The sequence below is a fragment of the Streptomyces sp. NPDC004647 genome (assembly GCF_040609575.1).
Classification (GTDB): domain Bacteria; phylum Actinomycetota; class Actinomycetes; order Streptomycetales; family Streptomycetaceae; genus Streptomyces.
In genome coordinates, this window is sequence record NZ_JBEXKU010000034.1 from 50,050 (window position 1) to 76,958 (window position 26,909).

At 71.0% G+C, this 26,909-nt stretch carries 24 protein-coding genes and 1 pseudogene; 6 read left to right on the forward strand and 19 right to left on the reverse strand.

Features of this window, described 5'->3' with window-relative positions; all coding sequences use genetic code 11:
* Positions 1-55: 55 nt before the first annotated feature.
* Positions 56-1,252 (reverse strand): sensor histidine kinase, encoded by a 1,197-nt coding sequence (locus ABZW18_RS17250; protein ID WP_356188099.1) that lies wholly within the window; start codon positions 1,250-1,252, stop codon positions 56-58.
* Between the two features lie 122 nt (positions 1,253-1,374).
* On the opposite strand from ABZW18_RS17250, the pseudogene ABZW18_RS17255 reads away from it, so the two are divergent.
* Both ABZW18_RS17255 and ABZW18_RS17260 read left to right on the forward strand, forming a co-directional pair.
* Positions 1,375-1,632: pseudogene (locus tag ABZW18_RS17255) on the forward strand (hypothetical protein); the annotation flags it as partial.
* Positions 1,633-1,950: 318 nt separating this feature from the next.
* Positions 1,951-2,964 carry an SAM-dependent methyltransferase gene (locus tag ABZW18_RS17260; RefSeq protein ID WP_356188140.1) on the forward strand — a complete coding sequence of 338 codons (1,014 nt, stop codon included), beginning with the start codon at positions 1,951-1,953 and terminating at the stop codon, positions 2,962-2,964.
* Between the two features lie 43 nt (positions 2,965-3,007).
* Here ABZW18_RS17260 and ABZW18_RS17265 read toward each other — a convergent pair whose 3' ends face one another.
* Entirely contained in the window at positions 3,008-4,321 is a 1,314-nt protein-coding gene (locus ABZW18_RS17265; RefSeq protein ID WP_356188142.1) for a PH domain-containing protein, read from the reverse strand.
* Positions 4,322-4,467: 146 nt separating this feature from the next.
* Positions 4,468-5,115, reverse strand: coding sequence for a PH domain-containing protein (locus tag ABZW18_RS17270; protein ID WP_356188101.1), 648 nt, complete (start codon positions 5,113-5,115; stop codon positions 4,468-4,470).
* A 42-nt stretch (positions 5,116-5,157) separates the two neighbouring features.
* Between ABZW18_RS17270 and ABZW18_RS17275 the strand changes: the two genes are divergently transcribed.
* A complete protein-coding gene (locus ABZW18_RS17275) occupies positions 5,158-6,300 on the forward strand; it encodes an NADH-quinone oxidoreductase subunit D (RefSeq protein WP_356188103.1) in 1,143 nt (380 codons plus the stop codon).
* A gap of 96 nt (positions 6,301-6,396) precedes the next feature.
* On the opposite strand, the gene ABZW18_RS17280 is transcribed toward ABZW18_RS17275, so the two are convergent.
* The 4 genes from ABZW18_RS17280 to ABZW18_RS17295 all read right to left on the reverse strand — a co-directional run bounded on the left by ABZW18_RS17280 (position 6,397) and on the right by ABZW18_RS17295 (position 10,045).
* Positions 6,397-7,554 (reverse strand): hypothetical protein, encoded by a 1,158-nt coding sequence (locus ABZW18_RS17280; RefSeq protein WP_356188105.1) that lies wholly within the window; start codon positions 7,552-7,554, stop codon positions 6,397-6,399.
* Between the two features lie 64 nt (positions 7,555-7,618).
* A complete protein-coding gene (locus ABZW18_RS17285) occupies positions 7,619-8,605 on the reverse strand; it encodes an ABC transporter substrate-binding protein (protein ID WP_356188107.1) in 987 nt (328 codons plus the stop codon).
* 26 nt (positions 8,606-8,631) lie between these two features.
* Positions 8,632-9,324: an ABC transporter permease subunit gene (locus ABZW18_RS17290; RefSeq protein WP_356188109.1), complete on the reverse strand. Its 693-nt coding sequence runs from the start codon at positions 9,322-9,324 to the stop codon at positions 8,632-8,634.
* 4 nt (positions 9,325-9,328) lie between these two features.
* Positions 9,329-10,045: an ABC transporter permease gene (locus tag ABZW18_RS17295; protein ID WP_356188111.1), complete on the reverse strand. Its 717-nt coding sequence runs from the start codon at positions 10,043-10,045 to the stop codon at positions 9,329-9,331.
* Positions 10,046-10,189: 144 nt separating this feature from the next.
* Here ABZW18_RS17295 and ABZW18_RS17300 point away from each other — a divergent pair, with 144 nt between their 5' ends.
* Positions 10,190-11,350 carry a betaine/proline/choline family ABC transporter ATP-binding protein gene (locus ABZW18_RS17300; RefSeq protein ID WP_356188113.1) on the forward strand — a complete coding sequence of 387 codons (1,161 nt, stop codon included), beginning with the start codon at positions 10,190-10,192 and terminating at the stop codon, positions 11,348-11,350.
* A 225-nt stretch (positions 11,351-11,575) separates the two neighbouring features.
* On the opposite strand, the gene ABZW18_RS17305 is transcribed toward ABZW18_RS17300, so the two are convergent.
* The 6 genes from ABZW18_RS17305 to ABZW18_RS17330 form a co-directional block, all read right to left on the reverse strand.
* Positions 11,576-12,064, reverse strand: coding sequence for a DUF3180 domain-containing protein (locus tag ABZW18_RS17305; protein ID WP_356188115.1), 489 nt, complete (start codon positions 12,062-12,064; stop codon positions 11,576-11,578).
* A gap of 80 nt (positions 12,065-12,144) precedes the next feature.
* The gene (gene folK / locus ABZW18_RS17310) at positions 12,145-12,738 is read right to left on the reverse strand and encodes a 2-amino-4-hydroxy-6-hydroxymethyldihydropteridine diphosphokinase (RefSeq protein ID WP_356188117.1); all 594 of its coding nucleotides are present in this window, start codon (positions 12,736-12,738) and stop codon (positions 12,145-12,147) included.
* Positions 12,735-13,094, reverse strand: coding sequence for a dihydroneopterin aldolase (folB, locus tag ABZW18_RS17315; RefSeq protein WP_356188119.1), 360 nt, complete (start codon positions 13,092-13,094; stop codon positions 12,735-12,737). The genes folK and folB overlap by 4 nt, the downstream gene beginning before the upstream one ends.
* A gap of 249 nt (positions 13,095-13,343) precedes the next feature.
* Positions 13,344-13,817, reverse strand: coding sequence for a nuclear transport factor 2 family protein (locus ABZW18_RS17320; RefSeq protein WP_356188121.1), 474 nt, complete (start codon positions 13,815-13,817; stop codon positions 13,344-13,346).
* Entirely contained in the window at positions 13,814-14,668 is an 855-nt protein-coding gene (gene folP, locus ABZW18_RS17325; protein ID WP_356188123.1) for a dihydropteroate synthase, read from the reverse strand. Before folP ends, ABZW18_RS17320 begins: the two co-directional genes overlap by 4 nt.
* A gap of 255 nt (positions 14,669-14,923) precedes the next feature.
* Complete coding sequence (locus ABZW18_RS17330; RefSeq protein ID WP_356188125.1) at positions 14,924-16,777, reverse strand: phosphatidylglycerol lysyltransferase domain-containing protein; 1,854 nt, start codon at positions 16,775-16,777, stop codon at positions 14,924-14,926.
* Between the two features lie 205 nt (positions 16,778-16,982).
* Here ABZW18_RS17330 and ABZW18_RS17335 point away from each other — a divergent pair, with 205 nt between their 5' ends.
* On the forward strand, positions 16,983-18,107 hold the full coding sequence (locus tag ABZW18_RS17335; protein WP_356188127.1) for an alpha/beta hydrolase-fold protein: 1,125 nt from the start codon (positions 16,983-16,985) through the stop codon (positions 18,105-18,107).
* On the opposite strand, the gene folE is transcribed toward ABZW18_RS17335, so the two are convergent.
* The 6 genes from folE to dacB all read right to left on the reverse strand — a co-directional run bounded on the left by folE (position 18,094) and on the right by dacB (position 25,881).
* Positions 18,094-18,699: a GTP cyclohydrolase I FolE gene (folE, locus tag ABZW18_RS17340; RefSeq protein ID WP_356188129.1), complete on the reverse strand. Its 606-nt coding sequence runs from the start codon at positions 18,697-18,699 to the stop codon at positions 18,094-18,096. The two genes, ABZW18_RS17335 and folE, sit on opposite strands and share 14 nt — an antisense overlap.
* 115 nt (positions 18,700-18,814) lie before the next feature.
* Positions 18,815-20,851 (reverse strand): ATP-dependent zinc metalloprotease FtsH, encoded by a 2,037-nt coding sequence (gene ftsH / locus ABZW18_RS17345; protein ID WP_356188144.1) that lies wholly within the window; start codon positions 20,849-20,851, stop codon positions 18,815-18,817.
* Between the two features lie 232 nt (positions 20,852-21,083).
* Positions 21,084-21,623, reverse strand: coding sequence for a hypoxanthine phosphoribosyltransferase (hpt, locus tag ABZW18_RS17350; protein ID WP_356188146.1), 540 nt, complete (start codon positions 21,621-21,623; stop codon positions 21,084-21,086).
* A 100-nt stretch (positions 21,624-21,723) separates the two neighbouring features.
* Positions 21,724-22,779, reverse strand: a complete 1,056-nt coding sequence (tilS, locus tag ABZW18_RS17355) for a tRNA lysidine(34) synthetase TilS (RefSeq protein ID WP_356188131.1) — start codon at positions 22,777-22,779, stop codon at positions 21,724-21,726.
* Positions 22,780-22,995: 216 nt separating this feature from the next.
* On the reverse strand, positions 22,996-24,147 hold the full coding sequence (locus ABZW18_RS17360) for a zinc-dependent metalloprotease (protein WP_356188133.1): 1,152 nt from the start codon (positions 24,145-24,147) through the stop codon (positions 22,996-22,998).
* A gap of 285 nt (positions 24,148-24,432) precedes the next feature.
* A complete protein-coding gene (gene dacB / locus ABZW18_RS17365) occupies positions 24,433-25,881 on the reverse strand; it encodes a D-alanyl-D-alanine carboxypeptidase/D-alanyl-D-alanine-endopeptidase (protein WP_356188135.1) in 1,449 nt (482 codons plus the stop codon).
* Positions 25,882-26,237: 356 nt separating this feature from the next.
* Between dacB and ABZW18_RS17370 the strand changes: the two genes are divergently transcribed.
* Positions 26,238-26,732 (forward strand): inorganic diphosphatase, encoded by a 495-nt coding sequence (locus ABZW18_RS17370; protein WP_356188148.1) that lies wholly within the window; start codon positions 26,238-26,240, stop codon positions 26,730-26,732.
* The last annotated feature ends 177 nt before the right edge of the window (positions 26,733-26,909 follow it).

A 26,909-nucleotide genomic window follows, 5' to 3' on the forward strand; every position in this document is an offset into this window, starting at 1 on the left:
TGTGCTGGATGGTACGGCCGCCGGCGCCGATCCGGGGCGGGTCCTCGGCAGGGGTTCAGCCGACCGGTCTGAGCGGCAGCACCGCGCTGATCCGGAAGCCGCCGCCGGGCCGCGGCCCCGTGGCGAGCCGGCCGCCGACCATACCCACCCGCTCGCGCATACCGATCAGTCCGTGGCCGAGGCCGTCCGCGCCGCCGTCCTCGTACAGCTCGTGCTGCGCCCCGCGCCCGTCGTCCTCGACGAGCAGATCGAGCTCGGCGTCGCCGTAGGTGAGACGGACGGTCGCGCCGGCCTCCGGGCCGCCGTGCTTACGGGTGTTGGTGAGCGCCTCCTGCACGATGCGGTACGCCGTCAGCTCCACGCCGCTGGGCAGCGGGCGCGGGCTGCCCTGGACTTTGAAGTCCACGGTGAGGCCCGCCCCGCGCACCTGCTCGATGAGGTCGTCGAGCTGGCCGACATCCGGCTGCGGCACATAGTCGCTGCCTTCCCCGGGTTCGCCGGTGCGCAGCACGCCGAGCAGCCGGCGCATCTCGGCGAGGGCCTGGCGACCGGTGCCGGAGATCGTCTCCAGGGCCTGCTTGGCCTGGTCCGGGGCGGCGTCCAGAACGTACGCGGCGCCGTCCGCCTGCACGACCATCACCGACACGTTGTGCGCGACCACGTCGTGCAGCTCGCGCGCTATCCGCGCCCGCTCCGCGGCGACCGCCATCTTGGACTGCGCCTCGCGCTCCTTCTCCAGACGGGCGGCGCGCTCCTCCAGCTGGGCGTAGTAGGCGCGGCGGGTACGGAGCGAGTCGCCGAGCACCCACGCCAGGGCGAAGGGCACGGTCATGAAGACCGTGACGACGAAGTTCTGCCAGCCCGTCTGGTAATTGTCCGACCAGCGGATATTGGCGATGGCGGGAGCGGCGAGGCCGCCGGCCAGCGCGAACCGGGAGGACCACAGGGCGCCGTTCGCCGCCGCGGTGTAGATGATCACCAGCATGGCGAAGTCGGCAGGGTTCTGCGGAACGTTCGTGACCAGCTGAAGCAGGCCCACGCCGGCCGCCAGCAGCAGCATCTTCTCCGGAGCGCGGCGGCGCAGGGCGAGCACGGTGCACAGCGCGAGCGTGACGAAGACCGCCCAGATCCGCTCCTCGCGGATGAGGGTGTCCGAGACGAGCCACAAGCCGCTGAACCCGAGGAGCATGACGGCCCAGAAGCTGTCGACCCCTGTCGGGTGCCTGCGGAGAAAATCATAGAGGCGCTGCACGTAACCCAGCGTAAGCAGGTGGAGTACGTGCCGGGGTCAACCGGAGGGTCGAACCTTGCGGCTTCCGCGTACTCCGCAAGGTGGATGGGGGCGGCACAAGGACCCGCCCGTACCGTGGTGGCGTGGTGAGCGAAGCAGGGCAGTGGCGCGGGTGGCGGGCGGCCGCGGAAGAGGCGCTGTACGGACCGGACGGCTTCTTCGTACGGGAGCGCCCCGCGAGCCATTTCCGCACGTCGGTGCATGCTTCCCCGCTCTTCGCCTCGGCCGTCGCCGAGCTGCTGCGGCGGGTGGACGACGCCCTGGGGCGTCCGGAACGGCTGGCGCTGGTGGACGTGGGCGCGGGGCGCGGCGAACTGCTGACGGGTGTCCTCGCCGCACTGGCGGATCCGCCCCCGGGCGCGGACCCGTGCCCCGGGGCGGGCCCGTCCGCCGGCGCCGGCCCGTCCCCGGCCGCGGGTCCGTCTCCGGGCGGGGGCCCGGTGCCTGCCGCCGGCCCGTCCCCGGGCGCGGTCCAGCCACCTGAAGCCGGTCTGTCCCGGGTCGCAGGTCCGCCCGCCGGTGGCCCATCCCCGGAATCAGGCCCAGTGCTTGGTCGCTCCGGCTCCGGCTCCGGCTCCGGCTCCGGCTCCGGCTCCGGCTCCGGCTCCGGGCAGGATCATCCCGGACACGTCCGCCCCGCCCTCATCGAGCGGCTGCAGGTGTACGCCGTCGAGCGCGCGGCACGTCCCGAAGGACTCGACGAGCGCATCGAGTGGCTCCCCTCGCTGCCGGAGCCGGGGTCGGTCACAGGACTGGTCTTCGCCAACGAGTGGCTGGACAACGTACCGGTGGCCGTGGCCGAGACCGACGCTGCGGGCGAGCCGCGCGAGGTCCTGGTCGCCGCGGACGGGACGGAGCGGCTCGGCGACCGCGTGAACGGCGCCGACGCGGACTGGCTCGACCGGTGGTGGCCGCTGGGCGGCGAGCCGGGCCTGCGCGCGGAGATCGGCCACCCGCGGGACGCCGCCTGGGCGCGAGCCGTACGGTCCCTCGACCGCGGCCTCGCGGTGGCCGTCGACTACGCACACGGATGCTCGGACCGGCCGCCGTTCGGCACGCTGGCCGGCTTCCGGGACGGGCGGGAGGTACGGCCGTCGCCGGACGGGTCCTGCGACATCACCGCGCACGTGGCACTGGACGCGTGCGCGGCCGCGGGCGCGGAGGCGGACGCGGGGCTCGACGCGGAAGCAGGCGCAGGGTTCGACGCGGACGCGGACGCAGGCGCCGGGTTCGACGCGGTCGGGTCCCTGACGGACGGGCGGCAGGCAGACAGGTCCGGAACAGCCGATCACATCAGCGGCACGCGCGCGTGCGCAGACAGGTCCGGAGCAAGCGGGTCCCGACCGGGCGGCCCCACCGATACAGGCAGATCCGGAACGGCCGGTCAGCCCGGGGACGCACGCGCCTGCGGGCCGTACGAGACGCCCCATCGCCTGGCACCGGCTCTCCTGACCCAGCGGGACGCGCTCCGCGCCCTCGGCGTGACCGGCCGCCGTCCCGCACTCGCCCTGGCGTCGAGCGACCCGGCTGCGTATGTGCGTGCGCTGGGCTCGGCGGGCGAGGCGGCCGAACTGACCGACCCAGCCGGGCTGGGCGCCTTCGGCTGGTTGCTCCAGCCGAAGGGCATACAGCCGACCGGCCTCCCCGGCCTCGGCACCGCACTCGGGGAGTAGGAGCGGCCCTGGAGCGAGCCCCCGAGGACGCGGGCCAACCGTCCTAACCGCCCTGACCGCCCTGACCGCCCGTCAGCCAGCGGTCCGGAAGCGCGTCCCTGCGGCCCGTACGGGAGCGGTCCGCCTGAGCCCTGGTGATCGTCACGGCTTCGGACACATCGCGGAGGCGGGCTGTGACCGTTTTGTTGGCCCCGGTGTCCACATGGACGTCCGCGACGCCCCGTCGTCGCTCCCAAGGGCCCTGCGACCGCCGAATGCTCTGCACCTTCGCGTGCGGAACGAGGGCCAGGGAGCGGCAGAACACCCCTTGGCCCGCGGCGAAGACCTGGTCGTCCGCCGTGAACCCGTAGCTCCGCCACCACAGCGGCACGCACCAGCGGGCCCGCCGCGGCGATGCTTCCAGCGCCGCCGTCACCGCGCGCAGGTCGACGCCCGGCAGGACCCGGCCGATGACCTCTTCCGCGACGGCCCGTTCGGCGACCGGCAGCAGCACGCTGTTCTCGGAACCGGCCACGTCCAGCTCGACACGGACCCAGCCGCGCCGCCGCCACAGCAGCGGCTCGACGATCCGTACGGTCTGCACCCGCCCCGGCGGGACGGTCTCGTGCTCGCGGTCGAGCAGCCCATGGTCGAGCCGCAGCCCGTCCGGGGACTCCCCGACCGTCCAGTCGTACTCCGAGATGTAACGGCCGCCGCTGTTCGCCCATACCCCGCCGAGGAAGGGCAGCGCCGTCGCGATCGCCGCCCACAGGCTGTCGCTCAGCCACCACACCACCGGCGGGGCGACGACCGCCGCCACCAGAGCCAGCCAAGAGCTCGTCATCAGGAGCAGCGACAGGGCAAGGGTCTTGGGGTCGACCCGCACCAACTGCCGTACGGGCGCCTCTCCCGCCTCCCGCACCGCCTGCGGCGCGATGCCCGCGGCTCGCGCCAGCAGCTCCGCGCGCAGCGCCCGCGCCTCCCCCTCGCTCAGGAAGGCCAGCTCGTCCTTGGCGTCCGCGCCGATGACATCGAGCTTGAGCTTGGCGACGCCGAGGAAGCGGGCCAGCAGCGGCTGGGTGACGTCCACGGCCTGGATGCGGTCCAGCCGGATGTGCGCTGCGCGCCGGAAGATCAGCCCGGTACGAATGCGCAGTTCGGTGTCGGTGACCGCGTAGTGAGTGAACCACCAGGACAGAAAGCCGTACGCGCAGGCAACCGGGACGAGCGCGGCGAGGCCCAGCAGCGCGACCTCCACGGTCAGTTCCGTGGCCCACCGCCGCGCCCGGTCCAGGTCGTGGGCCGCGACGCCGGCGGTTACGGCGATCGGCGCCCAGGCGCGGCGCAGTGGGGTGACGGGGTGAAGCCGCCGCTCCACCCCGTCCGGTACCTCCGTGACATCCCGCGCAGCTCCAGCATCCCGCGTCGCGTCCGCCGCATCCGGCGCGTCCGCCCCGTCCCGAGCGTCTGCCCCGTCCCGAGCGTCTGCCGCCTCCAGCGCCTCCGCCGCGTCCCGCGCCTCGCTCACAGTCCCGCCGATCGGGCCTGGCCGAGCTCCGTGAGGCGTTCACGCAGCCGCGCCGCCTCCTCGGGAGGCAGGCCCGGGATCCGGGCGTCGCTCGCCGCGGCCGCGGTGTGCAGTTGGAGGCTCGCGAGGCCGAAGCGCCGCTCCAACGGTCCGGAGGTGACCTCGACGAGTTGCATCCGCCCGTACGGCACCACGGTCTGCTCCCGCCACAGCACCCCGCGGCTGAGCAGCAGGTCGTCGGCGCGCTCTGCGTACCGCCAGGAACGCCAGTTCCGCTCCAGCAGCCGCCAGCCCCAGCCGGTGAGCCCCAGCAGCGGGGCGGCGGCGAGCGCGGCCCAAACCGGCCCGGCCAAGGGCCACAGCACCGCCACTGCCACCGCCGCGAGCGTCGGCAGCGTGCTCACGAGGATCAGCCGCCGCATCCGCAGCAGCCCCCCGGGCAGCCCGGTCCAGCCCGTATCGGAATCGGCATCGATAGCCGTAGCTGTGGCTGTGGCCGTGGCCGTAGCCGTAGCTGTGGCCGTGGCCGGACCGGTATCCGTGGCAGTGTCCGTGTCCCTGTCCGCTTGCCCGCCGGTGTCCCCCACCGCGTCTCTGTCCGTGTCTCTGTCCGTCTCCGGCTCAGGCCCCGTCCCCGTATCCATGCCCCCAGCGTATGCGGACGCGGCAGCTGCGAGACTGTCCCTATGACGGAGACGACGGTCGGGGTCGGCGGTGCGGCGGAGAGCACGGACATGGTGCTCAACATCGGCCCGCAGCACCCCTCCACGCATGGTGTGCTGCGACTGCGGCTCGTGCTCGACGGCGAGCGGATCCAGCACGCCGAGCCAGTGATCGGCTATATGCACCGGGGCGCGGAGAAGCTGTTCGAGGCGCGCGACTACCGGCAGATCATCATGCTCGCCAACCGCCACGACTGGCTGTCGGCCTTCTCCAACGAACTCGGCGTCGTGCTCGCCGTCGAGCGGATGCTCGGCATGGAGGTCCCGGAGCGCGCCGTATGGACGCGCACGCTGCTCGCCGAGCTGAACCGGGTGCTCAACCACCTGATGTTCCTCGGCTCATACCCGCTCGAACTGGGCGGAATCACCCCGATCTTCCATGCGTTCACCGAGCGCGAGAAGCTCCAGCACATCATGGAGGAGGTCTCCGGCGGCCGGATGCATTACATGTTCAACCGGGTCGGCGGGCTGAAGGAGGACCTTCCGGCGGGCTGGCTCGGCCGGGCGCGGGAAGCGGTGTCCGAGGTCCGGACCCGGATGGACGTGTACGACCGGCTGGTCCTCGGCAACGAGATCTTCCGGGGGCGGACGCGCGGGGTCGGCGTGCTGTCGCCGGAGGCCGTGCACGCCTACGGCGTGAGCGGCCCGATCGCCCGCGCCTCGGGCGTCGACTTCGACCTGCGGCGCGACGAGCCCTACCTCGCGTACGGGGAACTGCAGGACGTACTCCAGGTGGTCACCCGGACCGAGGGCGACTGCCTGGCCCGCTTCGAGTGCCTGCTGGACCAGGCGCACAACGCCCTGGACCTCGCGGACGCCTGCCTGGACCGGATCGCGGAGCTGCCGCAGGGGCCGATCAACCAGCGGCTGCCGAAGGTGCTGAAGGCGCCGGAGGGCCACACCTACGCGTGGACCGAGAACCCGCTCGGCATCAACGGCTACTACCTGGTGTCCAAGGGCGAGAAGACTCCGTACCGGCTGAAACTGCGCTCGGCCTCGTACAACAACATCCAGGCGCTGACGGTGCTGCTGCCGGGCACACTGGTCGCGGACATGGTCGCGATCCTCGGCTCGCTGTTCTTCGTCGTCGGGGACATCGACAAATAGCGACAAGTAGCCGAACGGTATTTCGTCGGGAGCCCGGCCCGCCATGGGCTCCTCGCCCCGCATCCCACGGACATACGCGCACGGGCGCTACGGGTCCTACGAGGAGTGGGCCCGCAGCTCCCGGACGTCGATCTGCTCCGTCTCGTCGTGTGCGGTGAGGTCGATGACCTCACCCGTCACGTCCGCCTCGTGCTCGGCGAGGACTTCAGGCCCGACGACATCGGCCAGGTCCTCGTCCTCGTCCGTCACAGCCGCGTCCGTAACCGCCGCGTCCGTAGCAGCCGAGTGGTCAGGCGAGTCGTCGTCCGCGCCCGGGCCGGACGCGGACGACTCGGGGCCGCCCGCCCCCGCAGCCTGCGTGCCGAAGAAGTCGAAGCGTCCCTCGTGCCGGGAGAGGGAGCGGCGCGTCGGCGTGTACGGCACGACGGCGGCGGCAATCGGCACGGAGTGGTGCTCGTTGGCAGGCGGCGGGGTGCGCTTCCCCGTCCCGGCCGCGCTGCCGGATGCGCTCCCGGCCGTGCTGCCCGTCGCGCTCCCCGTCGTTGCGTCGTCGGTGGCGACCGTTCGAGAGGGGGCACCCTTCTCGGCGGCCGCCTTGTGCTTCCCCTGCGGCTGCTCCGCCTCCCGTTCCGCGAGATCGCGGCGACGGGCGGCCTGAACCGTTCTCTGCGCCTGCTGCCGGGCTCGGTTGCGGATCAGCTCGGTGAGCGCCTTGTCCGCTTTGATGTACGTACTCGGCGTCGGCGCCCCGTTCGCGTCGAGACCATCCGCCGTGGCGGGCAGGGCCTTTGCGGGAGCGGCAGCCTCCAGGGCGAGCAGCCGGCGGCCTTCGAGGGCGCTGGCACGCTCGGTCTCGGCGGTGGCGTACCGGCGGAGCAGCTCGGCGTGTTCGCCGCGCAGCCGCGCGAGTTCACCGCGCTTGGCGCGCAGCCGGGCCTCCAGCGCGGAGCGCAGCTCGCGCGACTCCTCGACGTCCGTCTCGAGCTCGGCAATCCGCTCGTCGGTGCGCCATTCGTCGCGAATGCGCGCGGTGGCGAGTTCGGCGACGCGCTTGCCGGCGGCGCGGTCCCAGGAACGCATCAGGAACGCGCCGACGACAGCGGCGGCGGCCGCGGCCGCTACCAGTACGCGGAGCCCCACCGGATCGCCCAACAGCCAGGCACCGGCAGCGCAGGAGAGTGAAGCACCGGCGACCGCCGCGGGGGGAAGAAGCCTGTGCAAGGGTGGTGAATGGCGGTGGCGTCCACGTGGCATGGCCAGAAACCTACCGTGCGTCCGGTACGCATGGGGACCCACCCGCCAATCTGTTTTCGGCCGGTTACTTCCCCAGCAATCCCTTCGACTCCAAGTACTCCTTGGCGACATCCGCGGGCTTCTGCCGTTCCGCGTCGACCTTGCGGTTCAGCTCGATCAGATCGTCGGTCGTCAGAGCCTTGGTGAGCTTGCCGAGAGCCGATTCGACGTCCTTGCCCCCGGCCTTGTCGGGGTTCACCACGGGCAGCACATTGTCGGCGTTCTGCAGGTTCTTGTCGTCCTCCAGCAGCACCAGCCCGAAGTCCTTGAGCGTGGCGTCGGTGGTCGTGGTCAGCACGAGTTGGTCCGTACCGTCCTTGACCGCCTGCTTGGCGGGCGTGGTGCCGACGCCCTTGGGGTCGACCCCGGTGATGTCGATGCCGTACGTCTTCTCGAGACCCGGCCGGCAGAACGGCCGGATATCGCACTCGTCACCGGCCGCGAGTTTGATCTTCTGCTCCGACTTCCCCAGGTCGGAGAGGGTTTTGAGCTGGTGCTTCGCAGCGAATTCCTTGCTCACCGCGAAGGCGTTCTGATCGACCGCCTCGCCGGCGGGGAGGACCTTGAGGCCCTTGGGCTCGGCGAGCTTCTTCAGCTCGTCGACCGTCTTGGCTACGTCACTGGACGCGACGGGAGCCGCCTTCGGCCCGTTCTTCTTGCCGTTGAGGAATTCAGCAAGCGTAGCCGCGTATTCCGGTACGACGTCGATCTGGCCCTTCTCCAGCGCCGGTTCGTAGAGCTCGCGGTTCTCCAGCTCCTTGATACTCGTGCCGTATCCGGCGTCGGAGAGCACCTGGGAATAGAGCTGGGCCAGGAGAGCCGACTCGGTGAATCCGGCGGAACCGACCACCAGCGAGCCCTTCTTGCCCTCGCCGCCCGCCGAGTTCGAGCCACCTTCCTTGTTCTCCAGGCTCTCGCCGCCGCACCCGGCCAGCGTCGCCGTCAGCGAGGCCACGGCCATGGCCGCGCCCGCCGCCCGAATTCCACGCGTCGCACGCGGGGTCCTGCTCATGGGATCACCATCCAACTGATCGTTTCTCAAACAGCCTTGACCGCGGCGACGGGCTGCCGCCGCCTCATCGGGTCGAACAGCCACTGCGCCAGCGCCAGCAGCGCCTCGACCAGCAGGGCCAGCGCGGCGACCAGGATCGCCCCGGCCACCACCTGCGGAGTGTTGTACGTGTTGAAGCCCGCGGTGATGACCCGGCCCAGGCCGCCGCCGCCCGGCAGCGCGGCGAGCGTGGCTGTCGCGACCACCTGCACCGCCGCCGACCGCACACCGGTCATGATCAGGGCGAAGGCCAGCGGGAGTTCGACCCGGGCCAGCAGTTGCACCCCGGACATCCCCATACCGCGCGCCGCCTCCACGACATCCCGGTCCGCCTCACGCATCCCCACATACGCGTTCGTCAGCAGCGGCGGCACAGCGAACAGCACCAGGGCAATGATCGTCGGCAGTTCGCCCTGCTTGCCCAGCGGGGTGAGCGTCAGCAGCACCAGCACCGCGAAGGTGGGCACCGCGCGACCGGCGTTGGAGATGTTCACCGCCAGCGCCCCGCCCTTGCCGACATGGCCGAGCAGGAGGGCGACCGGCAGAGCGATGAGGCAGGCCAGCGCGAGGCACACCGCCGTCAGATGGACATGCTCGCCCAGCCGGTGCAGTGCACCGCTCTCGCCCGCCCAGTTGGCGCCCGTGGCCAGCCATGTCCAGGCGTCCGCTATCGCACCCACCGGCTCAGCCCGCCCCCGCCGTACGTATGCGGGCGAAGGCGCGCCCGGAGGTGCGCCGACGACCGCGCGTCCAGGGCGTCAGCAGCCGCTGTACGCCCAGCAGCAGCACATCGGCCAGCACGGCCAGCGCCACACAGAGCACCGAGGCCGTCAGCACCTGCGCCTTGAAGAAGCTCCCCATGCCGTCGTAGATCAGATTCCCCAGTCCCCCGTACCCGACGATCGCGCCGACCGTGGTCAGCGAGACGGTGGAGACGGTGGCGATCCGCGCGCCCGCCATCAGCGCGGGAAGGGCGAGCGGCAGTTCCACCCCGAACAGCAGCCGGCCCGGCCCGTAACCCATCCCCCGCGCGGCTTCCCGCGCTTCCTCCGGTACCGCCTGCAGGCCCGCCAGGATGTTCCGTACGAGCACGGTCAGCGAGTAGAGCACCAGACCGGTCACCACGACCGAGGCCGAGACCCCGAACACCGGCATCAGCAGGGCGAACATCGCCAGCGACGGCACGGTGTAGAGAACTGTCGTCAGCCCGAGCACCGGCCCCGCGAAGCGGCGCCGCCGGGCGAGCAGCGCCAGCGGGAAAGCGATCAGCAGGCCTATGACCACGGATGCGACCGTGATCCCGACATGCTGGACGGTCGCGTCCAGCAGCTCCTGGCTGCGCGTGCGGACGTACGTGCCGCAAATCCAGTCGTTCGCTTCCAAGCAGTTTTTGCTGCTCACGCCCGTCCCCCCTCTCCCGTTGCGCCTGGGTGCTTCAATGCCTGGCGACCCTATCCCCGAGGACTGACAACCGGTGAGGACTGCCACAGCGCGGCAATACGTTCTTCACAAGAATCGGGCCTGTATCGGCCACAATGGGATGCCATGATCCGCTTCGAGCACGTCACCAAGCGCTACGCCGACGGCACCACCGCCGTCGACGACCTGTCCTTCGAGGTCGCGGAGGGCGAGCTGGTCACGCTCGTCGGACCGTCCGGCTGCGGCAAGACCACCACCATGAAGATGGTGAACCGGCTGATCGAACCCACGTCGGGGCGCATTCTGCTGGACGGCGAGGACATCTCCGCCATCGACCCGGTGAAGCTGCGCCGCCGTATCGGCTACGTCATCCAGCAGGTCGGCCTCTTCCCGCACAAAACGGTCCTCGAGAACACCGCGACCGTGCCGCATCTGCTGGGCTGGCAGCGGAAGAAGGGCCGGGACCGGGCGGCCGAACTGCTCGACCTGGTCGGCCTCGACCCCTCGGTCTACGGCAACCGCTACCCCGACCAGCTCTCGGGCGGCCAGCGGCAGCGGGTGGGCGTCGCGCGTGCGCTGGCCGCGGACCCGCCGGTGCTGCTCATGGACGAGCCGTTCGGCGCGGTCGACCCGGTCGTCCGCGAACACCTCCAGAACGAGTTCCTGAAGCTCCAGGCGACCGTGCGGAAGACCGTGTTGTTCGTCACGCACGACATCGAGGAGGCGGTCCGGCTCGGTGACCGCATCGCGGTGTACGGGCAGGGCCGCATCGAGCAGTTCGACCCCCCGGCGGCGGTGCTGGGCGCGCCCGCGACGCCGTACGTGGCCGACTTCGTCGGCGCCGACCGGGGCCTGAAGCGCCTGTCGGTGACGACGATCGAGCCGGGTGACCTGGAGCAGCCCCCGGTGGTCCATCTCGACGACCCGCTGCGCGAGGTGGCCTCCCGGCTGACGGCCGACGGCGCGCGCTGGGCCGTCGTCCTCGACGACGCGGACACCCTCCACGGCTGGCTGTCGGCCGACTCGGCGGCAGCGGACACCCGGGGGACGGTACGGACCCACGCCCGCCGCATGGAGGCGTGGCTGCCGGTCGGCTCCTCCCTCAAACACGCGTTCAGCACGATGCTCCAGCACGACGCGGGCTGGATCGCGGTCCTGGAGGGCGACCGCTTCCTCGGCGTCCTCACCCCGGCGCGCCTCCACGCGGCCCTCCGCCGCTCCATCGACGCCGACGCGAACGCGATCGCGAGGGAGGACGTGGACCTCGAGACGGTCTCCGGTGCCTAGCCCCCGCCGGCGAGCCGCTCCGTCGCGGCTGCGGGCGGCCGCTCAGCTATGGCCGCGGGGAGGCTCCATCGCGGCTGGGGGCCGCCGTCGGTGACGGCCGGGGAGGCTGCTCAGCGGCGGCCGCAGCCGGCTGCTGCGCATCGGCCGGGACGGCTGCTCCGTCGCGGTAGCGGGAGCGCAGTGCGGGGCTGATCGACCCCGGGACCGCAGTCCGTGCAGGAGCGGTCACGCCGGGGCGGCGTTGGACTTGTTCTCGTCCTCGTCCTCCGGGAGGCGGCAGACCCGCTCCAGGAAAAGCGCCGCGACGACCACGCAGATGCCCGCGACCACCGAGAGACCCGAGTAGATCGCCTGGTCCCGGCGGGCGGCCGCGTCCAGACCGGCCGTGAGCAGAAAGACGAAGGTGCCGCCGTACATTCCGGACACCAGCGCCGCGACCAGCGCGCTGGCCTGGCCGAAAACCACCGCCCGGGCGGCCACGAGCGGGTCCACGCCCTTCGCCTCGGGCCGCCGCTCCCGCTGAGCCTTCAACCGGGCGCGCAGGGACAGCGCCGTCGCCGCCAGCACCGCCGCGATCGCCGCCAGCACGATCGGCGCCGCCACCGGCACTCTCGGCAGCGTGCCGAAGGTGTCCCACAGCCGGGCCCCGGCCCAGGACAGCACCCCGGCGACGCCGAACAGCCCGAACAGCACCCTGACCCGCAGCTGCTTCACTGACCCCTCTTCTCGCGATGGCGTCCCTGCCCCTGCCGGACCCGCCCAAGCCGGACGATCCGCACCAAGGAGCCTAACGACTATTCAGGGAGGCGGAGTTCCAGGTCCGAGCGCGGCTCCACGCCCGTGCGCCCCACCCCGTCCAGCAGTTCGACGACCGCCCCGTGCCCCGGCACCTCGGCCTGCGGATCCACGTCGTGCCACGGCACGAGCACGAAGGCGCGCTCGTGCACCCGCGGGTGCGGCAGAGTCAGCACCGGGTCGTCGGAGACCACGTCCTGGTACGCCACGATGTCGACATCGATCGTCCGCGGCCCCCACCGTTCGTCCCGTACGCGCTCGAAGGCCTCCTCGATCGCATGCCCGCGCTCGAGCAGCGAGGACGGCGGGAGCGTCGTCTTGACCAGCACCACAGCGTTGAAATACGCGGGCTGCGAGCCGGGGTCGACGCCCCACGGCTGCGTCTCGTAGACCGGCGACACCGCCTTGACCCGCAGGCCCGGGGTGTCCTCCAGCGCGTCCACCGCACCCTGGATGGTCTCCAGCCTGTTGCCCAGATTGCTGCCCAGCGAGATCACGGCACGTTTGGGGTTGCTGAGCGTCACATCGGCCGCGTCCACCTGCTCGACCACAGAGGCGGGTACGGGCTGCACGGTCGGGTCGCTGGTGCTCATACTCGGCTCCGGGTGATGGTGATGGTCACGTCCTCGAAGGGCACGGTGATGGGGGCATCCGGCTTGTGCACGACGACCTCGACCTCCCGCACGACGTCGTGCTTCAGACACTGCTGGGCGATGCGCTCGGCGAGGGTTTCGATCAGGTCGACCGGCTCGCCCTCGACCACGTCCACCACCTCCTCCGCCACCACGCCGTAGTGCACGGTCTTCGCGAGATCGTCGTCCGCCGCCGCGGGGCGGGTGTCCAGGCCCAGCACCAGGTCGACGACGAAGGTCTGGCCTTCCTCGCGCTCCTGGGGAAACACCCCGTGATGTCCACGGGCCTTCAGGCCGCGCAGCGCGACACGGTCCACACGAATCACTCCTGCTGGTCGTCGGGTCTCGGGCGCACACACCACCCTGCGGCCTGCATACCACTCGCATCGAATCTACCCGCGAGCACCGACAACTCTCGCCCACGGGGGCTATGGACACTCGCCCGCCGGGCTGCTAGGCAGGCTCGGGCCGTGCTTGCCCATCGCCTTCTGCCACACCCCTACCCGACTCGTACCCGACTCGAACGAGTGGAGGGCCGAATGACGCTTGCACCAGGGGCCGGAGGGTCAGTGACCGGAGGGCTCCCCGCTCTGTCCCTCGCCCTCGCCATCCTCCTCCTCGGTGTCCGCGAGCACCGGCGAACCGTGATGTGACCACACCTTCCAGCCGCCGGGTGTGCGCCGAAACACATTCGTCGCCACGACCAGCTGGCCGACCAGCGGGCCCAGCGCGCCGTCCTCCTCCGCGGGCCCGCCGCTGAGGATGTTCTCGGTGCAGGTCACCAGCGCGGTGTCGTCCTCGACCGAGACCTCGACATCGGTCAGGAAGAACTGGATGTAGTCGGTGTTCGCCATGATCAGGGCGTACGAGCGCAGCACCTCGCTGTGTCCGCGGAGCACCGGCCAGCCGGGGTGGACACAGCTGACATCGCCCTCCAGCCACATCTCGGACAGTGACTCGAAGTCACCCTGCTCCATCGCCTCGTAGAGCGCGGTGTTGGCCAGTTCGACCTGCTCACGGTCCGTACGGGCCGCGCTCACACCGCCCCCTCGACGGCGCGCGCGACGCGTACCGCGTCCGCCGTCGGCCGCACCTCGTGCACCCGTACCGCCCAGGCGCCCTCGCGGGCCGCGATGGCCGAGACGGCGGCCGTCGCCGCGTCCCGCTCCCGGGCAGGCGGCGGGCTGCCCTCGTCCCCCGCGAGCACCCGCCCCAGGAAACGCTTGCGCGAGGCGGCTACCAGCAACGGGCGCTCCAAACCATGCAATTCACTCAAATGGGCCAGCAGCGTCAGATCGTGCTCGGCCTGCTTCGCGAAGCCGAGTCCGGGGTCGATCACGATCCGCTCCGGATCGACACCCCCGGCGACCACCGCGTCCATCCGGTCCCGCAGCTCGGCCACGACCTCCGCGACCACGTCCCCGTAGACCGCGCGGTTGTTCATGTCCGCGCTGAACCCGCGCCAGTGCATCACCACGAACGGCACCCCCGCCGCGGCCACCACCGGCACCATCGCGGGGTCCGCGAGGCCGCCGCTCACATCGTTGACCAGCACGGCCCCGGCGGAGACGGCATGCTCGGCGACGGAGGCGCGCATGGTGTCGACGGACACCACGACCCCCTCGGAGGCCAGGCCGCGGACGACCGGGATCACCCGGCGCAGTTCCTCGTCCTCGTCGACCCGGGAGGCCCCGGGGCGGGTGGACTCACCGCCGACATCGACCAGATCGGCCCCGCCGGTGGCCAGATCCAGCCCCCTTTTGACCGCCGCGCCGGTGTCGAACCAGCGGCCGCCGTCCGAGAACGAATCGGGCGTGACATTCACCACACCCATCACCGCACAGCGGTCCCACTGCGGAAGGCCAGCCACCCGGCCGCGCAACGTACTCATGCCCCAAGCCTAGGCCTCGCAGGCCGGGCCGGTCCCCGCCGGGGCTGGCGTCGACCGGGCCAGGCGCCCCCGGTGCCCACCAGGCGGCCGCTCCTGCCGCGGCCGGGAGTCCGCAGGACGATGACGAGGATGACTCAGCGCCGACGGCCACCGGTCCGCCCGGCAGTCCCGGCGGACCGCGCCGTACCCGTACCCGAGGAGACGCAAGGACGAGCCGGGCCGGCCGCGCCCCAGGGCTCCCGCGCCCCGTGAGGACTACGCCGCCTGCGGTTCGCGCTCGGCGGCCGCTCCCGCGGGGAGGTGTGCGCACGGTCGCGCCCGGCCCGCGCTGTCCCGACGGGCGAAAGGCCTCGGCAGACCCAGCGTGACGAAGCCCTCGGCCTGCATCGCCGCGAAGCCGATCCGCGGCAGGTCCCGGGTGTTCCGGAAGACCAGGAACCGCGGCTCCCAAGTCGGCCGGAACTTCGCGTTGAACTTGTACAGCGACTCGATCTGGAACCACCGCGACAGGAAGACCAGCAGTCCGCGCCATCCGCGCAGCACCGGACCGGCGCCCAGTCGCTCCCCGCGGGCCAGCGCCGACCGGAACATCGCGAAGTTCAGCGACACCCGGCTCACCCCGAGCCCGGGTGCGGCCTGCAGCGCGGTCACGATCAGCAGTTCGTTCATGCCCGGATCCGCCGAACGGTCACGCCGCATCAGCTCCAGCGACATCCCGTCCGTGCCCCATGGCACGAAGTGGAGAATCGCCTTCAGGTCGGCGTACGGGCCCGGCTCCGCGCCCTCGTCGGCCCGGTGCGCCGTGGCGATCACACAGTCCCCGTCCGCCGGGTCCCCGATCCGCCCGAGCGCCATCGAAAAGCCCCGCTCGGTGTCGGTCCCCCGCCAGTCGGCAGCCGCCCGCTGGATGCGCTCCAGCTCTTCCGTACAGAGGTCGGCGACCCGGCGCACCCGCGTCTCGTAGCCGTTCCGCTCGATCCGCTTCACCATCTGACGCACATTCCGCATGGCGCGCCCCGACAGCGAGAAGTCCGCGACAGCCACCACGGCCTCGTCGCCCAGCTCCAGCGCGTCCAGGCCGGTCTCCCGGGTCCACACCTCGCCGCCTGTCTCGCTGCACCCCATCACCGCCGGGGTCCAGGAGTGCAGCTGCGCCTGCTCCATGAACTTCTCGATGGCCCCGGGCCACGCCTCGACATCGCCGATCGGATCGCCGCTGGCGAGCATCACCCCGGAGACCACCCGGTAACAGACCGCCGCCTTGCCGCTGGGCGAGAAGACGACGCCCTTGTCCCGGCGCAGCGCGAAGTGGCCGAGCGAGTCCCGGCCGCCGTGCCGCTCCAACAGGCCGCGCAGCCGCGTCTCGTCCTCGTCGGTCAGCCGCGCGGCCGGATGCTCCGGCCGCAGCGCGAGATAGAGCGTGGTGACGGCGGTGAGCAGACCGAGCGCTCCCAGCGAGTAGCCGACGGTCCAGGAGACCCGGCCCGTGTAGTCGACCGGCCCCTCGAACCCGAAGAGCCCGTACAGCACATGCTGCAGCCGCTGGGTGAGGCCGGGCTCACCGACGACCCTCCCCGGGTGCGAGCTGACGATCACCATGCCCAGCCCGACGCTGCCCGAGCCGAGCAGAGCGAAGTTGACCGGCGCCTTCCAGCGGCTGCGCGGGTCCGGCAGCGCGGCGAACTCGCTGCGGTGGCGCAGCAGTAGTGCCAGCAGCGCGAGCGAGATCAGAGCGCCGCAGACGGAGTGCCGGTAGCCGAACTGGGCCACCGCTCCGGCCGGGAGCAGTACGACCGCCGCCGTCCAGGCCCGGCGCTTGCGCCGCTTGAGCCCGTGCGCGAGAAGCAGCAGCAGTACACCGGCGCAGATCGCCATCGCAGCCGCGAACGGGCCCAGGGCTCCGGGCAGCACCTCGGCGGCGGCGTGCATCCGGCTGTGCCGGAAACGCGGGAAGACGCCTGCGGCGACATCGAGGAGGCCCACCAACGTGCAGGCCGTGCCCACCAGTCCGGGCACTTTCTCGGGTCGCGGTCCGCGCGGTATCCGGCGCAACCAACCGCTGCGCACCGGAACCTCGTCGGACTTTTCGCTATCTATCCTGACAGACATCGCTTCCCGTAGTTCCGTCGAAGAATCATTTGCGGCCGCTGGTCGCACCATCCGGACAATTTGCGTCCTGTAGGACGCCGGTTCCCGGGTCAGGGTTCCATGCCGGACAGCTCATGAGCTCTCCAGGCAGAAACCTTCGGGAAACCGTTGGGAAACCATCACTGTCGCGACACGGATGCCCGGTCGCCCCTGCAGAAAGCCGTCCATGGGTCTCACCAGTAAGAAGGTCCTGCTGCTGGCCGTCGTCGTGGCGGTGCTGCTGTTCGCTCTGACCGTGTGGCTGTGGCCGCGGCTCGCGCGCCGCAGCCTGCCCGCGGTCCTGGGGAGGGTCGGCGTGCTGCTGGGGACCGAGCTGTCGCTCCTCGCGGCGGGCGGCCTGGCGGCCAACCTCTACTTCGGCTTCTACAGCTCATGGGCCGATCTGTTCGGCGCCGACCAGGACATGGGCGTCGTCGTGGAGCACGGCGACGGGACGAAGACCGCGCGGCAGCTCCAACTGCGCGGTACGCAGAAGGTAGGAGTCCAGGGCGGCGGCCACAGTCCGCGTACGGCCGGGCACATCCACAAGGTGCAGATCAACGGCGCGATAACGGGCATCGCGGCGCCCGCGTACGTCTATCTGCCGCCGCAGTACTTCCAGCCGGAGTACGCGGGCAGGAAGTTCCCGGCCGCCCTCGTGCTGACCGGCTTCCCCGGCACGGCGGAGAACCTGATCAGCCGCATGCAATACCCGCGGACGGCGGCCCGGCGCATCGAGGCGGGCACCATGCGGCCCACCGTCCTGGTCATGATGCGGCCGACGGTCGCACCGCCGCGGGACACCGAGTGCGTGGACGTTCCGGGCGGCCCGCAGGCCGAGACCTTCTTCACCAAGGACCTGCGCAAGGCCATCACGTCCCACTACCGGGTGGGCCGGCAGGCTCGTAGCTGGGGTGTCATCGGCAACTCCACGGGGGGCTACTGCGCGCTCAAGATGACCATGCGCCACCCCGGGGCCTTCTCCGCCGGCGCCGGTCTCTCGGCCACGTACGAGGCACCGCAGGACCGGGCCACCGGCGACCTGTTCGGCGGCAGCAAGAGGCTGGAGCAGGAGAACAACCTGATGTGGCGGCTCGACAACCGCCCGATGCCGCCGGTGTCCCTGCTGCTGGCCAGCAGCAGGAGGGGCGAGAGCAACTACAAGGACACCCGCGATTTCATAGCCAGGGCCCAGCCCCCGCTGAAGGTCTCATCGATGATCCTCGACAGCGGCGGGCACAACTTCAACACCTGGAACCGCGAGGTCCCCCCGGCCCTGGAGTGGCTCGCCAACCACCTCAGCGCGCCATGATCAGGCTCATCGCCTCGGACCGGGTGGCGGGGTCGCGAAGCTGACCGCGGACCGCGGACGTGGTGGTCTTCGCACCGGGCTTGCGGATACCGCGCATCGACATGCACATGTGCTCGCACTCGATGACGACGATCGCACCGCGCGGCTCCAGTATCTCCATCAGGGAGTCCGCGATCTGCGTGGTCAGCCGCTCCTGCACCTGCGGGCGCCGGGCGTAGACGTCGACGAGCCGGGCGAGCTTCGACAGCCCGGTGATCTTGCCGTCGGTGGACGGGATGTAGCCGACGTGCGCGACACCGTGGAACGGCACCAGATGGTGTTCACATGTGCTGTAGACCTCGATGTCCTTCACCAGGACCAACTCGTCGTGACCGAGGTCGAAGGTCGTCGTGAGCACATCCTGCGGCTCCTGCCAGAGACCGCCGAATATCTCCTTGTACGCACGCGCCACCCGGGCCGGAGTCTCCAGGAGGCCCTCGCGGTCCGGGTCCTCGCCGACCGCGATGAGGAGTTCACGAACGGCGTTCTCGGCCCGCTTCTCGTCGAACTCGCCGATCATGCGCCCGTCGTCCAGCGTCACCGGGTCGGTCATCTGTGCCTCGTTCCTCGTACATCCGGGCAGCACCGCAGAAAGCAGTGCCGCGCCCCCTCAGATTAGAACCCGAGGGGGCGCGGCATTCATTCCGGGGCCCGCACGGGCCCTCCAGTCAGCTGTCGGAGCTGGACTCGTCCGGGAGATCCACCTTGTCCGTCGAGACCTTGGTGGGGGCCGGGGCCGGGGCCGCGGGCTGGGCGCCGTTGGCCATGGTCAGCTCCTTGGGCGAGAGCACCGGGGGGCGGGAGGAGGGCGTACGGCGGGAGGAGCCGGTCCACGCCGGGCGGGCCGGGCGCTTCACGACCGTCGAGAAGACCTCGGCGAGCTCCTCCTTGTTGAGCGTCTCCTTCTCGAGCAGCGCGAGGACGAGGTTGTCGAGGACGTCGCGGTTCTCGACCAGGATCTCCCAGGCCTCGTTGTGCGCCGTCTCGATGAGCTTCTTGACCTCCTCGTCGACCAGCGCGGCGACCTCCTCGGAGTAGTCACGCTGGTGAGACATCTCACGGCCGAGGAAGGGCTCGGACTGGTCCGAACCGAACTTGATCGCCCCGAGCCGCTCGGTCATGCCGTACTGCGTGACCATCGCGCGAGCCGTGGTGGTCGCCTTCTCGATGTCGTTCGCGGCGCCCGTGGTCGGGTCGTGGAAGACCAGCTCCTCCGCCGCGCGGCCGCCCAGCATGTACGCGAGCTGGTCCAGCATCTCGTTGCGCGTGGTGGAGTACCTGTCCTCGTCCGGCAGGACCATCGTGTAGCCGAGCGCTCGACCGCGGGACAAGATCGTGATCTTGTGAACCGGGTCGCTGTTCGGAGAAGCCGCCGCGACCAGGGCGTGTCCGCCCTCGTGATACGCGGTGATCTTCTTCTCCTTGTCGCTCATGATCCGGGTCCGCTTCTGCGGGCCGGCCACGACACGGTCGATCGCCTCGTCCAGGAAGTGGTTGTTGATCAACTTCTTGTCGCTGCGCGCGGTGAGCAGCGCCGCCTCGTTGAGGACGTTCGACAGATCGGCACCGGTGAAGCCCGGGGTGCGACGGGCGACGGCGCCGAGGTCGACGTCCGGCGCGACCGGCTTGCCCTTCTGGTGGACCTTGAGGATCTCCAGACGGCCCTGCATGTCCGGACGGTCGACGGCGATCTGCCGGTCGAACCGGCCGGGGCGAAGCAGCGCCGGGTCGAGGATGTCGGGCCGGTTCGTGGCGGCGATCAGGATCACGCCGCCCTTCACATCGAAGCCGTCCATCTCGACGAGCAGCTGGTTCAGGGTCTGCTCACGCTCGTCGTGGCCGCCGCCGAGACCCGCACCACGGTGCCGGCCGACGGCGTCGATCTCGTCGACGAAGACGATCGCCGGGGCGTTGGCCTTGGCCTGCTCGAACAGGTCGCGGACCCGGGACGCACCGACACCGACGAACATCTCGACGAAGTCGGAACCGGAGATCGAGTAGAAGGGGACGCCCGCCTCGCCCGCGACGGCACGGGCGAGCAGCGTCTTGCCGGTGCCGGGCGGGCCGTAGAGCAGCACACCCTTGGGGATCTTGGCGCCGACGGCCTGGAACTTCGCCGGCTCCTGCAGGAACTCCTTGATCTCCTGGAGCTCCTCGACCGCCTCGTCCGTTCCCGCCACATCGGAGAACGTCGTCTTCGGGGTGTCCTTGGTGATCAGCTTGGCCTTGGACTTCCCGAAGTTCATGACTCGGGAGCCGCCGCCCTGCATCTGATTCATCAGGAACAGGAAGACCACGACGATGAGGACGAACGGCAGCAGGGAGAGCAGAACGCCGACGAAGGGGTTCTGCTTCGACGGCGACACGGTGTAGCCGTCGGGCAGCGAGCCCTTGTCGCTGTCGTTGGTCTGTGCCTGCAGTGTCTGGGCGAGCTGAGCGCCCTGATCACCGATATAGGTGGCCTGCAGCTTGTTGCTGCCCTCGACCTTCGTGCCGTCCTTGAGTTCGACCTTGATCTTGTTTTCGTCGCCTGTCGTCAGCTCGGCTGACTGGACCTGCTTGTCGGCGATCGACTTGACGACCTGGCCGGTGTCCACCGTCTTGTAGCCGCCGGACGAGCCGACGACCTGCATCAACACGACCACGGCAAGGACGGCCAGCACGATCCACATGACTGGCCCACGGAAGTAGCGCTTCACGTCCATCCATACGGGGCGCTGGCGCCCCGTCCCTCCTGCCACAGTGAGGCACGGCGACTCTCTGATGGAGCCGTCTGTGCATACGGTGTATTACTCGACCTTTAAAGACTGACCTTCGGACCGTACCCCAGCATTGTCCCCCGCCGCTGCCCAGGACGGTTAACAAAACCGCCTTCCCATGCTCCAACGGCGGGAAACCGCGAGGGGTTCCCGTGGCGGAACGCGGCGGTCGCCGGGGTCAGCCGCCGTAGACGTGCGGCGCCAGGGTGCCGACGAAAGGCAGGTTGCGGTACTTCTCGGCGTAGTCGAGACCGTAGCCGACCACGAACTCGTTGGGGATGTCGAAGCCGACGTACTTCACATCGATGGCGACCTTGGCGGCATCGGGTTTGCGCAGCAGCGCGCAGACGTTGAGCGAGGCCGGTCCGCGCGAGCTCAGGTTCGACAGCAGCCAGGACAGCGTCAGCCCGGAGTCGATGATGTCCTCGACGATCAGTACGTCCCGGCCCGCGATGTCGGTGTCGAGGTCCTTGAGGATCCGTACGACTCCGGAGGACTTGGTGCCCGCGCCGTACGAGGAAACCGCCATCCAGTCCATCGTGACCGGGGAGGACAGCGCTCGCGCGAGGTCCGCCATCACCATCACGGCACCCTTGAGCACACCGACGATCAGCAGGTTCTTGCCCGCGTATTCCGCGTCGATCTTCGCAGCCAGCTCAGCCAGCTTGGCGTCGATCTCTTCCTTGGTGATGAGCACCGACTGAAGATCGGTGCCCATGTCCTTGTCGTCCACCCGCGTCACTCTCGGTCGTCTCGGCCCGGCCGGGTGCGCACGGCTCACAGCCCGTACGGCCCTATGCGCGGCCGAAGGTTTCGGCTCAGTGCTCGGCGGCGGCCTCGTCGCGTCGCCGAATCACCAGACTGCCACACCGCCGTTGGACCTCGACCCGGCCGGGGAGGTTGATGACTCCTTGGCCGCGCCAGCCGGTGATCAGCCGGTCCACTTCCTCGATGTGTTTGGCGAACAGGGAGCCGGGCGGAGAGCCCGCGGCGATGGCCGCGCGGCGCAGCACGCGGCGGCGCACCGCGGACGGCAGTACGAAGAGTTTGGCGGTGTCCAGGGCGGCGAATCCGTCCCTGCCGTCCGCGGCGGGGTCCGCGAGCACGGTGCGCTCGACGTCGGCGGCCCAGGCGTCCAGCGCGTCGGCGTCGTCGCGGGACAGCTGGGCGGTCCGGGCGAGCGCCTCGATCACACCTTTGCCCAGGGACTTCTCCAGGGCGGGCAGCCCTTCGTGGCGGAGCCGGGAGCGGGTGTAGGACGGGTCGGTGTTGTGCGGGTCGTCCCAGACCGGCAGGGACTGGACCAGGCAGGCCTTACGGGCGGTCTGCCGGTCGAGATGGAGGAAGGGGCGCCGGTAGCGGCCGCCCGAGCCGGAGACGGCTGCCATGCCGGACAGCGAGCGCGTGCCGGAGCCGCGGGCGAGCCCGAGCAGGACGGTTTCCGCTTGGTCGTCGCGGGTGTGACCGAGGAGAACGGCGGCGGCGCCGTGCCGCTCGGCGGCGGCGTCCAGGGCGGCGTACCGGGCGTCCCGGGCGGCCGCCTCGGGGCCGCCCGCCCGTCCGACGCGCACCGGGATCGCCTCGACCGGGTCGAGGCGCAGGGCACCGAGCCGCGCGACGACCTCGGCCGCGCGCAGACCGGAACCGGGCTGGAGGCCGTGGTCGATCGTGACGCCACCGGCCCGGATGTTCAGCTTGGGGGCCTCGAAGGCGAGGGCCGAGGCGAGCGCCATGGAGTCGGCGCCGCCGCTGCAGGCGACGAGAACGAGCGGGCCGTCGTGCGGCGGCTCGCCACGAGACTGATCATTGAGAATGTCGTGAAGAACGCGGCGGACTGCCAGGCGTATCGCTGCGACCGCTGGATGGGGACCCATGTCTGGTTCCCTTCCTGTCATCGAGGGGGGCTCGGGGGCCTTCTGGGGCTCAGTCACTCGGTCACCGAATGTTCGGTCACGCTGAGTATGTAGATGGTGACAGAGACGAGCTGTTGCCCGAGCATTGCACGGCCTACCCGTGGGCCACGGTCCCTCGGAAGGGTGATTACACGGGCGCCCTTCTGCGGACGGACGCGCCGTTCTCGCGTCTCTGCCCTACGGTCCGCCCTCGGACTTGCTGTGCACCCGCGCGACCCAGTCCGCCGGTCTGGCGATCTCCGACTTGGTCGGGAGGGTGTTCGGGGAGGTCCAGACCCGGTTGAAGCCGGCCATGCCGACCTCCTCCACGACGGCCCTCACGAACCGCTCGCCGTCACGGTACTGCCGCAGTTTGGCGTCGAGGCCGAGCAGCTTGCGCAGGGCCTGGTCCAGCCGGCCCGCGCCGGTGGCCCGGCGCTTCTGGAACTTCTCCCGGATCTCGGCGACCGACGGCACCACCTGTGGGCCGACGCCGTCCATCACGTAGTCCGCGTGCCCCTCGAGCAGCGACATCACGGCGGTGAGGCGGGCCAGGATCTCGCGCTGCGCGGGAGTCTGGACCAGCTCGACGATGCTGCGGCCGCCGTCCTCCGCACCCTCCGGCCGGTTGCCGGACAGGGATTGGACGGCCTCGCGGAGGCGCTCGAACAGTGTGCTCGGGTCGATCTCGGTCTCGCCGAGGAAGGACTGGATCTCGCCCTCGATGTGGTCCCGCAGCCAGGGGACGGCGGTGAACTGGGTGCGATGGGTCTCCTCGTGCAGGCACACCCAGAGCCGGAAATCGTGGGGCTGGACGTCGAGTTCCCGCTCCACGTGGACGATGTTGGGGGCCACGAGCAGCAGCCGCCCCCCGGAGCTCGTGCCTGCGGGGAGATCGCGGGTGGCGGGGGCGAACGTCTCGTACTGGCCGAGCACGCGGGAGGCGAGGAACGACAGCAGCATCCCGAGTTCGACACCGGTGACCTTGCCGCCGACCGCGCCGAGCACGGTTCCGCCGGGTGTGCCGGCACGGCGGTCCTGCATCTTCTCCAGCAGCGGCTTGAGGAGCTCGCGGAAGCCGGCGACGTTCGCCTTGATCCACCCGGCCCGGTCGACGACGAGGACCGGCGGTACCCCGGCCGGGGACTCGTCGTGCCCCTCGGCACCGGGCTCGGCCAGCCGGGTGAACGACCGCACGTGCTCCTCGGAGGACTTGGCGTGCCGGCGCAGCTCGGCGACGACGGCTCGCGCCTCGTCCCGGGTGACCTCGGGCCCCGGCCGCACAAGCCTGGTCGCGGTCGCCACCGCGAGATTCCAGTCGACCATCTCCACACCACCGATGCTCGTCATGGCTTCACGGTACGTGGTGCGCTGCGCTTGCGGAGAGGGGTTGAGGCCGGGAGTGCGGGTTCGCGGTGCGACGACCGGGACAACGGACGGGCTGGTCGCACTGCCTTGAGTCCTCCAGCGGGGCGTACGGGGCCTGGGCCCGTGGACCGGGCCCAGGAGTCCGGGCTCACGCACGGCGGCGGCGTACGGGTCGGAGGCTGCGGCCTTCGTACGACGAGCTGTCCGGTGACGCCGCGCGGGCCGCACCGCCAAAGCCCCGCCGGGACCGCCCCCCGGTCCGCGAGGTCAGCGGCAGCCGCAGTTGGCGACCGCCGATGCGAGGCGGTCCAGGGCCTTCTGGGCACCGCCGGGATCCGGGGAATCGGCAGTCATGAAGGCGAAGGTCAGGAGACGGCCGTCGGCGTCCACGACCGTACCGGCCAGGGTGTTCACCCCGGTGAGCGTGCCGGTCTTGGCGCGGACCATGCCCGAGCCCGCCGGGGCGTCCGCGTACCGGCTGCGCAGGGTGCCGCTGAAACCCGCCACCGGAAGGCCGGTGAGGACCGGTCGCAGCTGGGGCCGCTGCGGGTCCGCGGCCCGTACGAGCAGCTGGGCGAGGAGGGCCGCGGAGATCTTGTCGTCCCGGTCCAGGCCGCTGCCGTCGGCGAAGCGCGCACCGTCGAGCGGAAGGTCCAGCTTCTTGAGCCGGGCCGTCACGGCACGGCCCGCGCCCTCGAAACTCGCCGGCTCGTCGCCGGCGAGCGCGGTCTGCCGGGCGAGAGCTTCGGCGATGTCGTTGTCGCTGGTGGTCAGCGTCCGCTCGACGAGGGAGGAGAGGGGCAGCGACTGCACGGCGGCGAGCCGTTCGGACTTGGGGCCGGCGGTCGTACGGTGCGGATCGCCCTCGGTGTCGATGCCGCGGTCGCGGAGCAGCCCGGCGAACTTCTGGGCCGCGTCCACGGCCGGGTCGGCCACGCGCGGCGCCGGGCCACTGCCGCTGCCGTCGAGGCGGCTCTCGTCGGCCATCAGAGGGCTGACGGGGGCGATGTTCTCGTTGAGGCCGATCCGGTGCAGCTCGGGCCCGGAGTAGAGCGATGTGTCGTAGGCGACCGAGACCTTCTTCGTGCCGCGGTCCTTCAGGGCGCGGGCGGTCTCGTCAGCGAGGGTGAGCAGACTGGCGGGCTCCTCGGTGCCCGCGGCGGCCTTACCGTCCGTCTTCCGGGCCGTGAGGGTCGGGTCGCCGCCGCCGACCAGCACGACCTCCTCGTCGCCCGGGCCCGCGACGACGGTCGTCGCGATGCGGTGGTCGGGCCCGAGCGCGTCGAGCGCGGCCACGGCTGTGGCGATCTTGACGGTGGAGGCCGGGACCGCGACCTTGCCCGCGTCCGCGCCGTAGAGCTGCTTGCCGGTCGTGGCGTCGGCGATGGACGCCGTACGCAGCGGGCCGAGCGCCGGATCCTTCAGCAGTGGCGCCAGGGAGTCGGCGAGGCCGTCCCCGGTGGGCGGCGGCACCGGGTCCGGGGACGGGGCGGGGCCGGTGCCCGCGCCCAGCGCGGCCAGTACGGCGACGGCGCGGGGGGCGGCGCCGGCCGCCTTGCCGGAGCGCCCACCGGGCCGGTCACCGTGATGCTCGCCACCTGTACGTCCTCCGGCCGCTGCCAGCTCCCGCTCGGCCGTACGCTGACCGGAGTCCCAGGGACCGGCCACCGTGACCGCACCGGCCGCGACAACCAGTCCCACCAGGGCGGATACCACTGGAAGATGCCACTCCGGCTGCGCCCGCCACCGTTCGACCGCCCACCTGAACTGCCACGATCTGGCCTCGGGCACCTCGGACCAGCCCCTTTCGCCACCACACACCTGCGTGAGGGACACTTAACCACCCGAAGTAGTCCCTCCGGCCTCAGGGAGCGCGGAGGAAACGGCGGGTCGAGGACCGAGTCAGATGTGCGGCGTGTGGTGGTGACATGGTGTCGCCGCCACGAAGGGCGCAGCGGCGCAGCAGTGACTGTGCCGCGACGGCGCCGGGCAGTCGGGCGAGGGTCAGTGGCTCGCGACACCGCGGGCCCTGAGGCCGGAGGGGTTAACTGTTGATCATGGAGGAGCCACCCGTGGAGTTCGACGTCACCATCGAGATCCCGAAGGGTTCGCGGAACAAGTACGAGGTGGACCACGAGACCGGTCGTATCCGCCTCGACCGTCGACTCTTCACTTCGACCAGCTACCCGGCCGACTACGGCTTCGTGGAGAACACGCTCGGTGAGGACGGCGACCCGCTGGACGCGCTGGTCATCCTCGACGAGCCGACCTTTCCGGGGTGCCTGATCAAGTGCCGGGCGATCGGCATGTTCCGGATGACGGACGAGGCGGGCGGCGACGACAAACTGCTGTGCGTACCGGCGTCCGACCCCCGGGTGGAGCACCTGCGGGACATTCACCATGTGTCGGAGTTCGACCGCCTGGAGATCCAGCACTTCTTCGAGGTGTACAAGGACCTGGAGCCCGGCAAGTCCGTTGAGGGCGCGAACTGGGTGGGCCGTAGCGAGGCCGAGGCCGAGGTCGAGGCCTCGATCAAGCGACTTGAGGCCCAGGGCGGTAAGCACTGAGCTGCTGAGCTGCAGTTTTCTTACTTTTCAGGCGGGCGGCGCCCCCGGGGGGGGGGGCGCCCCTATTCCCTACCCCCCCCCCCTCCCGCGCGTTTTAACTCGCCCCCCCACCTCCCAAACCACCTCGGGGGGGGCTTTTACCCCCCACCCCCCCCGCCCCTTCTTCACGTATGGGGT

Excerpts from the sequence above, each read along its gene's own strand:
- ABZW18_RS17335 (WP_356188127.1), top strand. The coding sequence starts at position 16,983 with ATGGGTCTCACCAGTAAGAAGGTCCTGCTGCTGGCCGTCGTCGTGGCG.
- ABZW18_RS17285 (WP_356188107.1), bottom strand. The coding sequence starts at position 8,605 with ATGAGCAGGACCCCGCGTGCGACGCGTGGAATTCGGGCGGCGGGCGCG.
- hpt (WP_356188146.1), bottom strand. The coding sequence starts at position 21,623 with ATGGGCACCGATCTTCAGTCGGTGCTCATCACCAAGGAAGAGATCGAC.
- ABZW18_RS17275 (WP_356188103.1), top strand. The coding sequence starts at position 5,158 with ATGACGGAGACGACGGTCGGGGTCGGCGGTGCGGCGGAGAGCACGGAC.
- folE (WP_356188129.1), bottom strand. The coding sequence starts at position 18,699 with ATGACCGACCCGGTGACGCTGGACGACGGGCGCATGATCGGCGAGTTC.
- ABZW18_RS17270 (WP_356188101.1), bottom strand. The coding sequence starts at position 5,115 with ATGGATACGGGGACGGGGCCTGAGCCGGAGACGGACAGAGACACGGAC.
- ABZW18_RS17330 (WP_356188125.1), bottom strand. The coding sequence starts at position 16,777 with ATGTCTGTCAGGATAGATAGCGAAAAGTCCGACGAGGTTCCGGTGCGC.
- tilS (WP_356188131.1), bottom strand. The coding sequence starts at position 22,779 with ATGGGTCCCCATCCAGCGGTCGCAGCGATACGCCTGGCAGTCCGCCGC.
- ABZW18_RS17300 (WP_356188113.1), top strand. The coding sequence starts at position 10,190 with ATGATCCGCTTCGAGCACGTCACCAAGCGCTACGCCGACGGCACCACC.
- ABZW18_RS17360 (WP_356188133.1), bottom strand. The coding sequence starts at position 24,147 with ATGACGAGCATCGGTGGTGTGGAGATGGTCGACTGGAATCTCGCGGTG.
- folP (WP_356188123.1), bottom strand. The coding sequence starts at position 14,668 with ATGAGTACGTTGCGCGGCCGGGTGGCTGGCCTTCCGCAGTGGGACCGC.
- ftsH (WP_356188144.1), bottom strand. The coding sequence starts at position 20,851 with ATGGACGTGAAGCGCTACTTCCGTGGGCCAGTCATGTGGATCGTGCTG.
- folK (WP_356188117.1), bottom strand. The coding sequence starts at position 12,738 with ATGAGCACCAGCGACCCGACCGTGCAGCCCGTACCCGCCTCTGTGGTC.
- ABZW18_RS17280 (WP_356188105.1), bottom strand. The coding sequence starts at position 7,554 with ATGCCACGTGGACGCCACCGCCATTCACCACCCTTGCACAGGCTTCTT.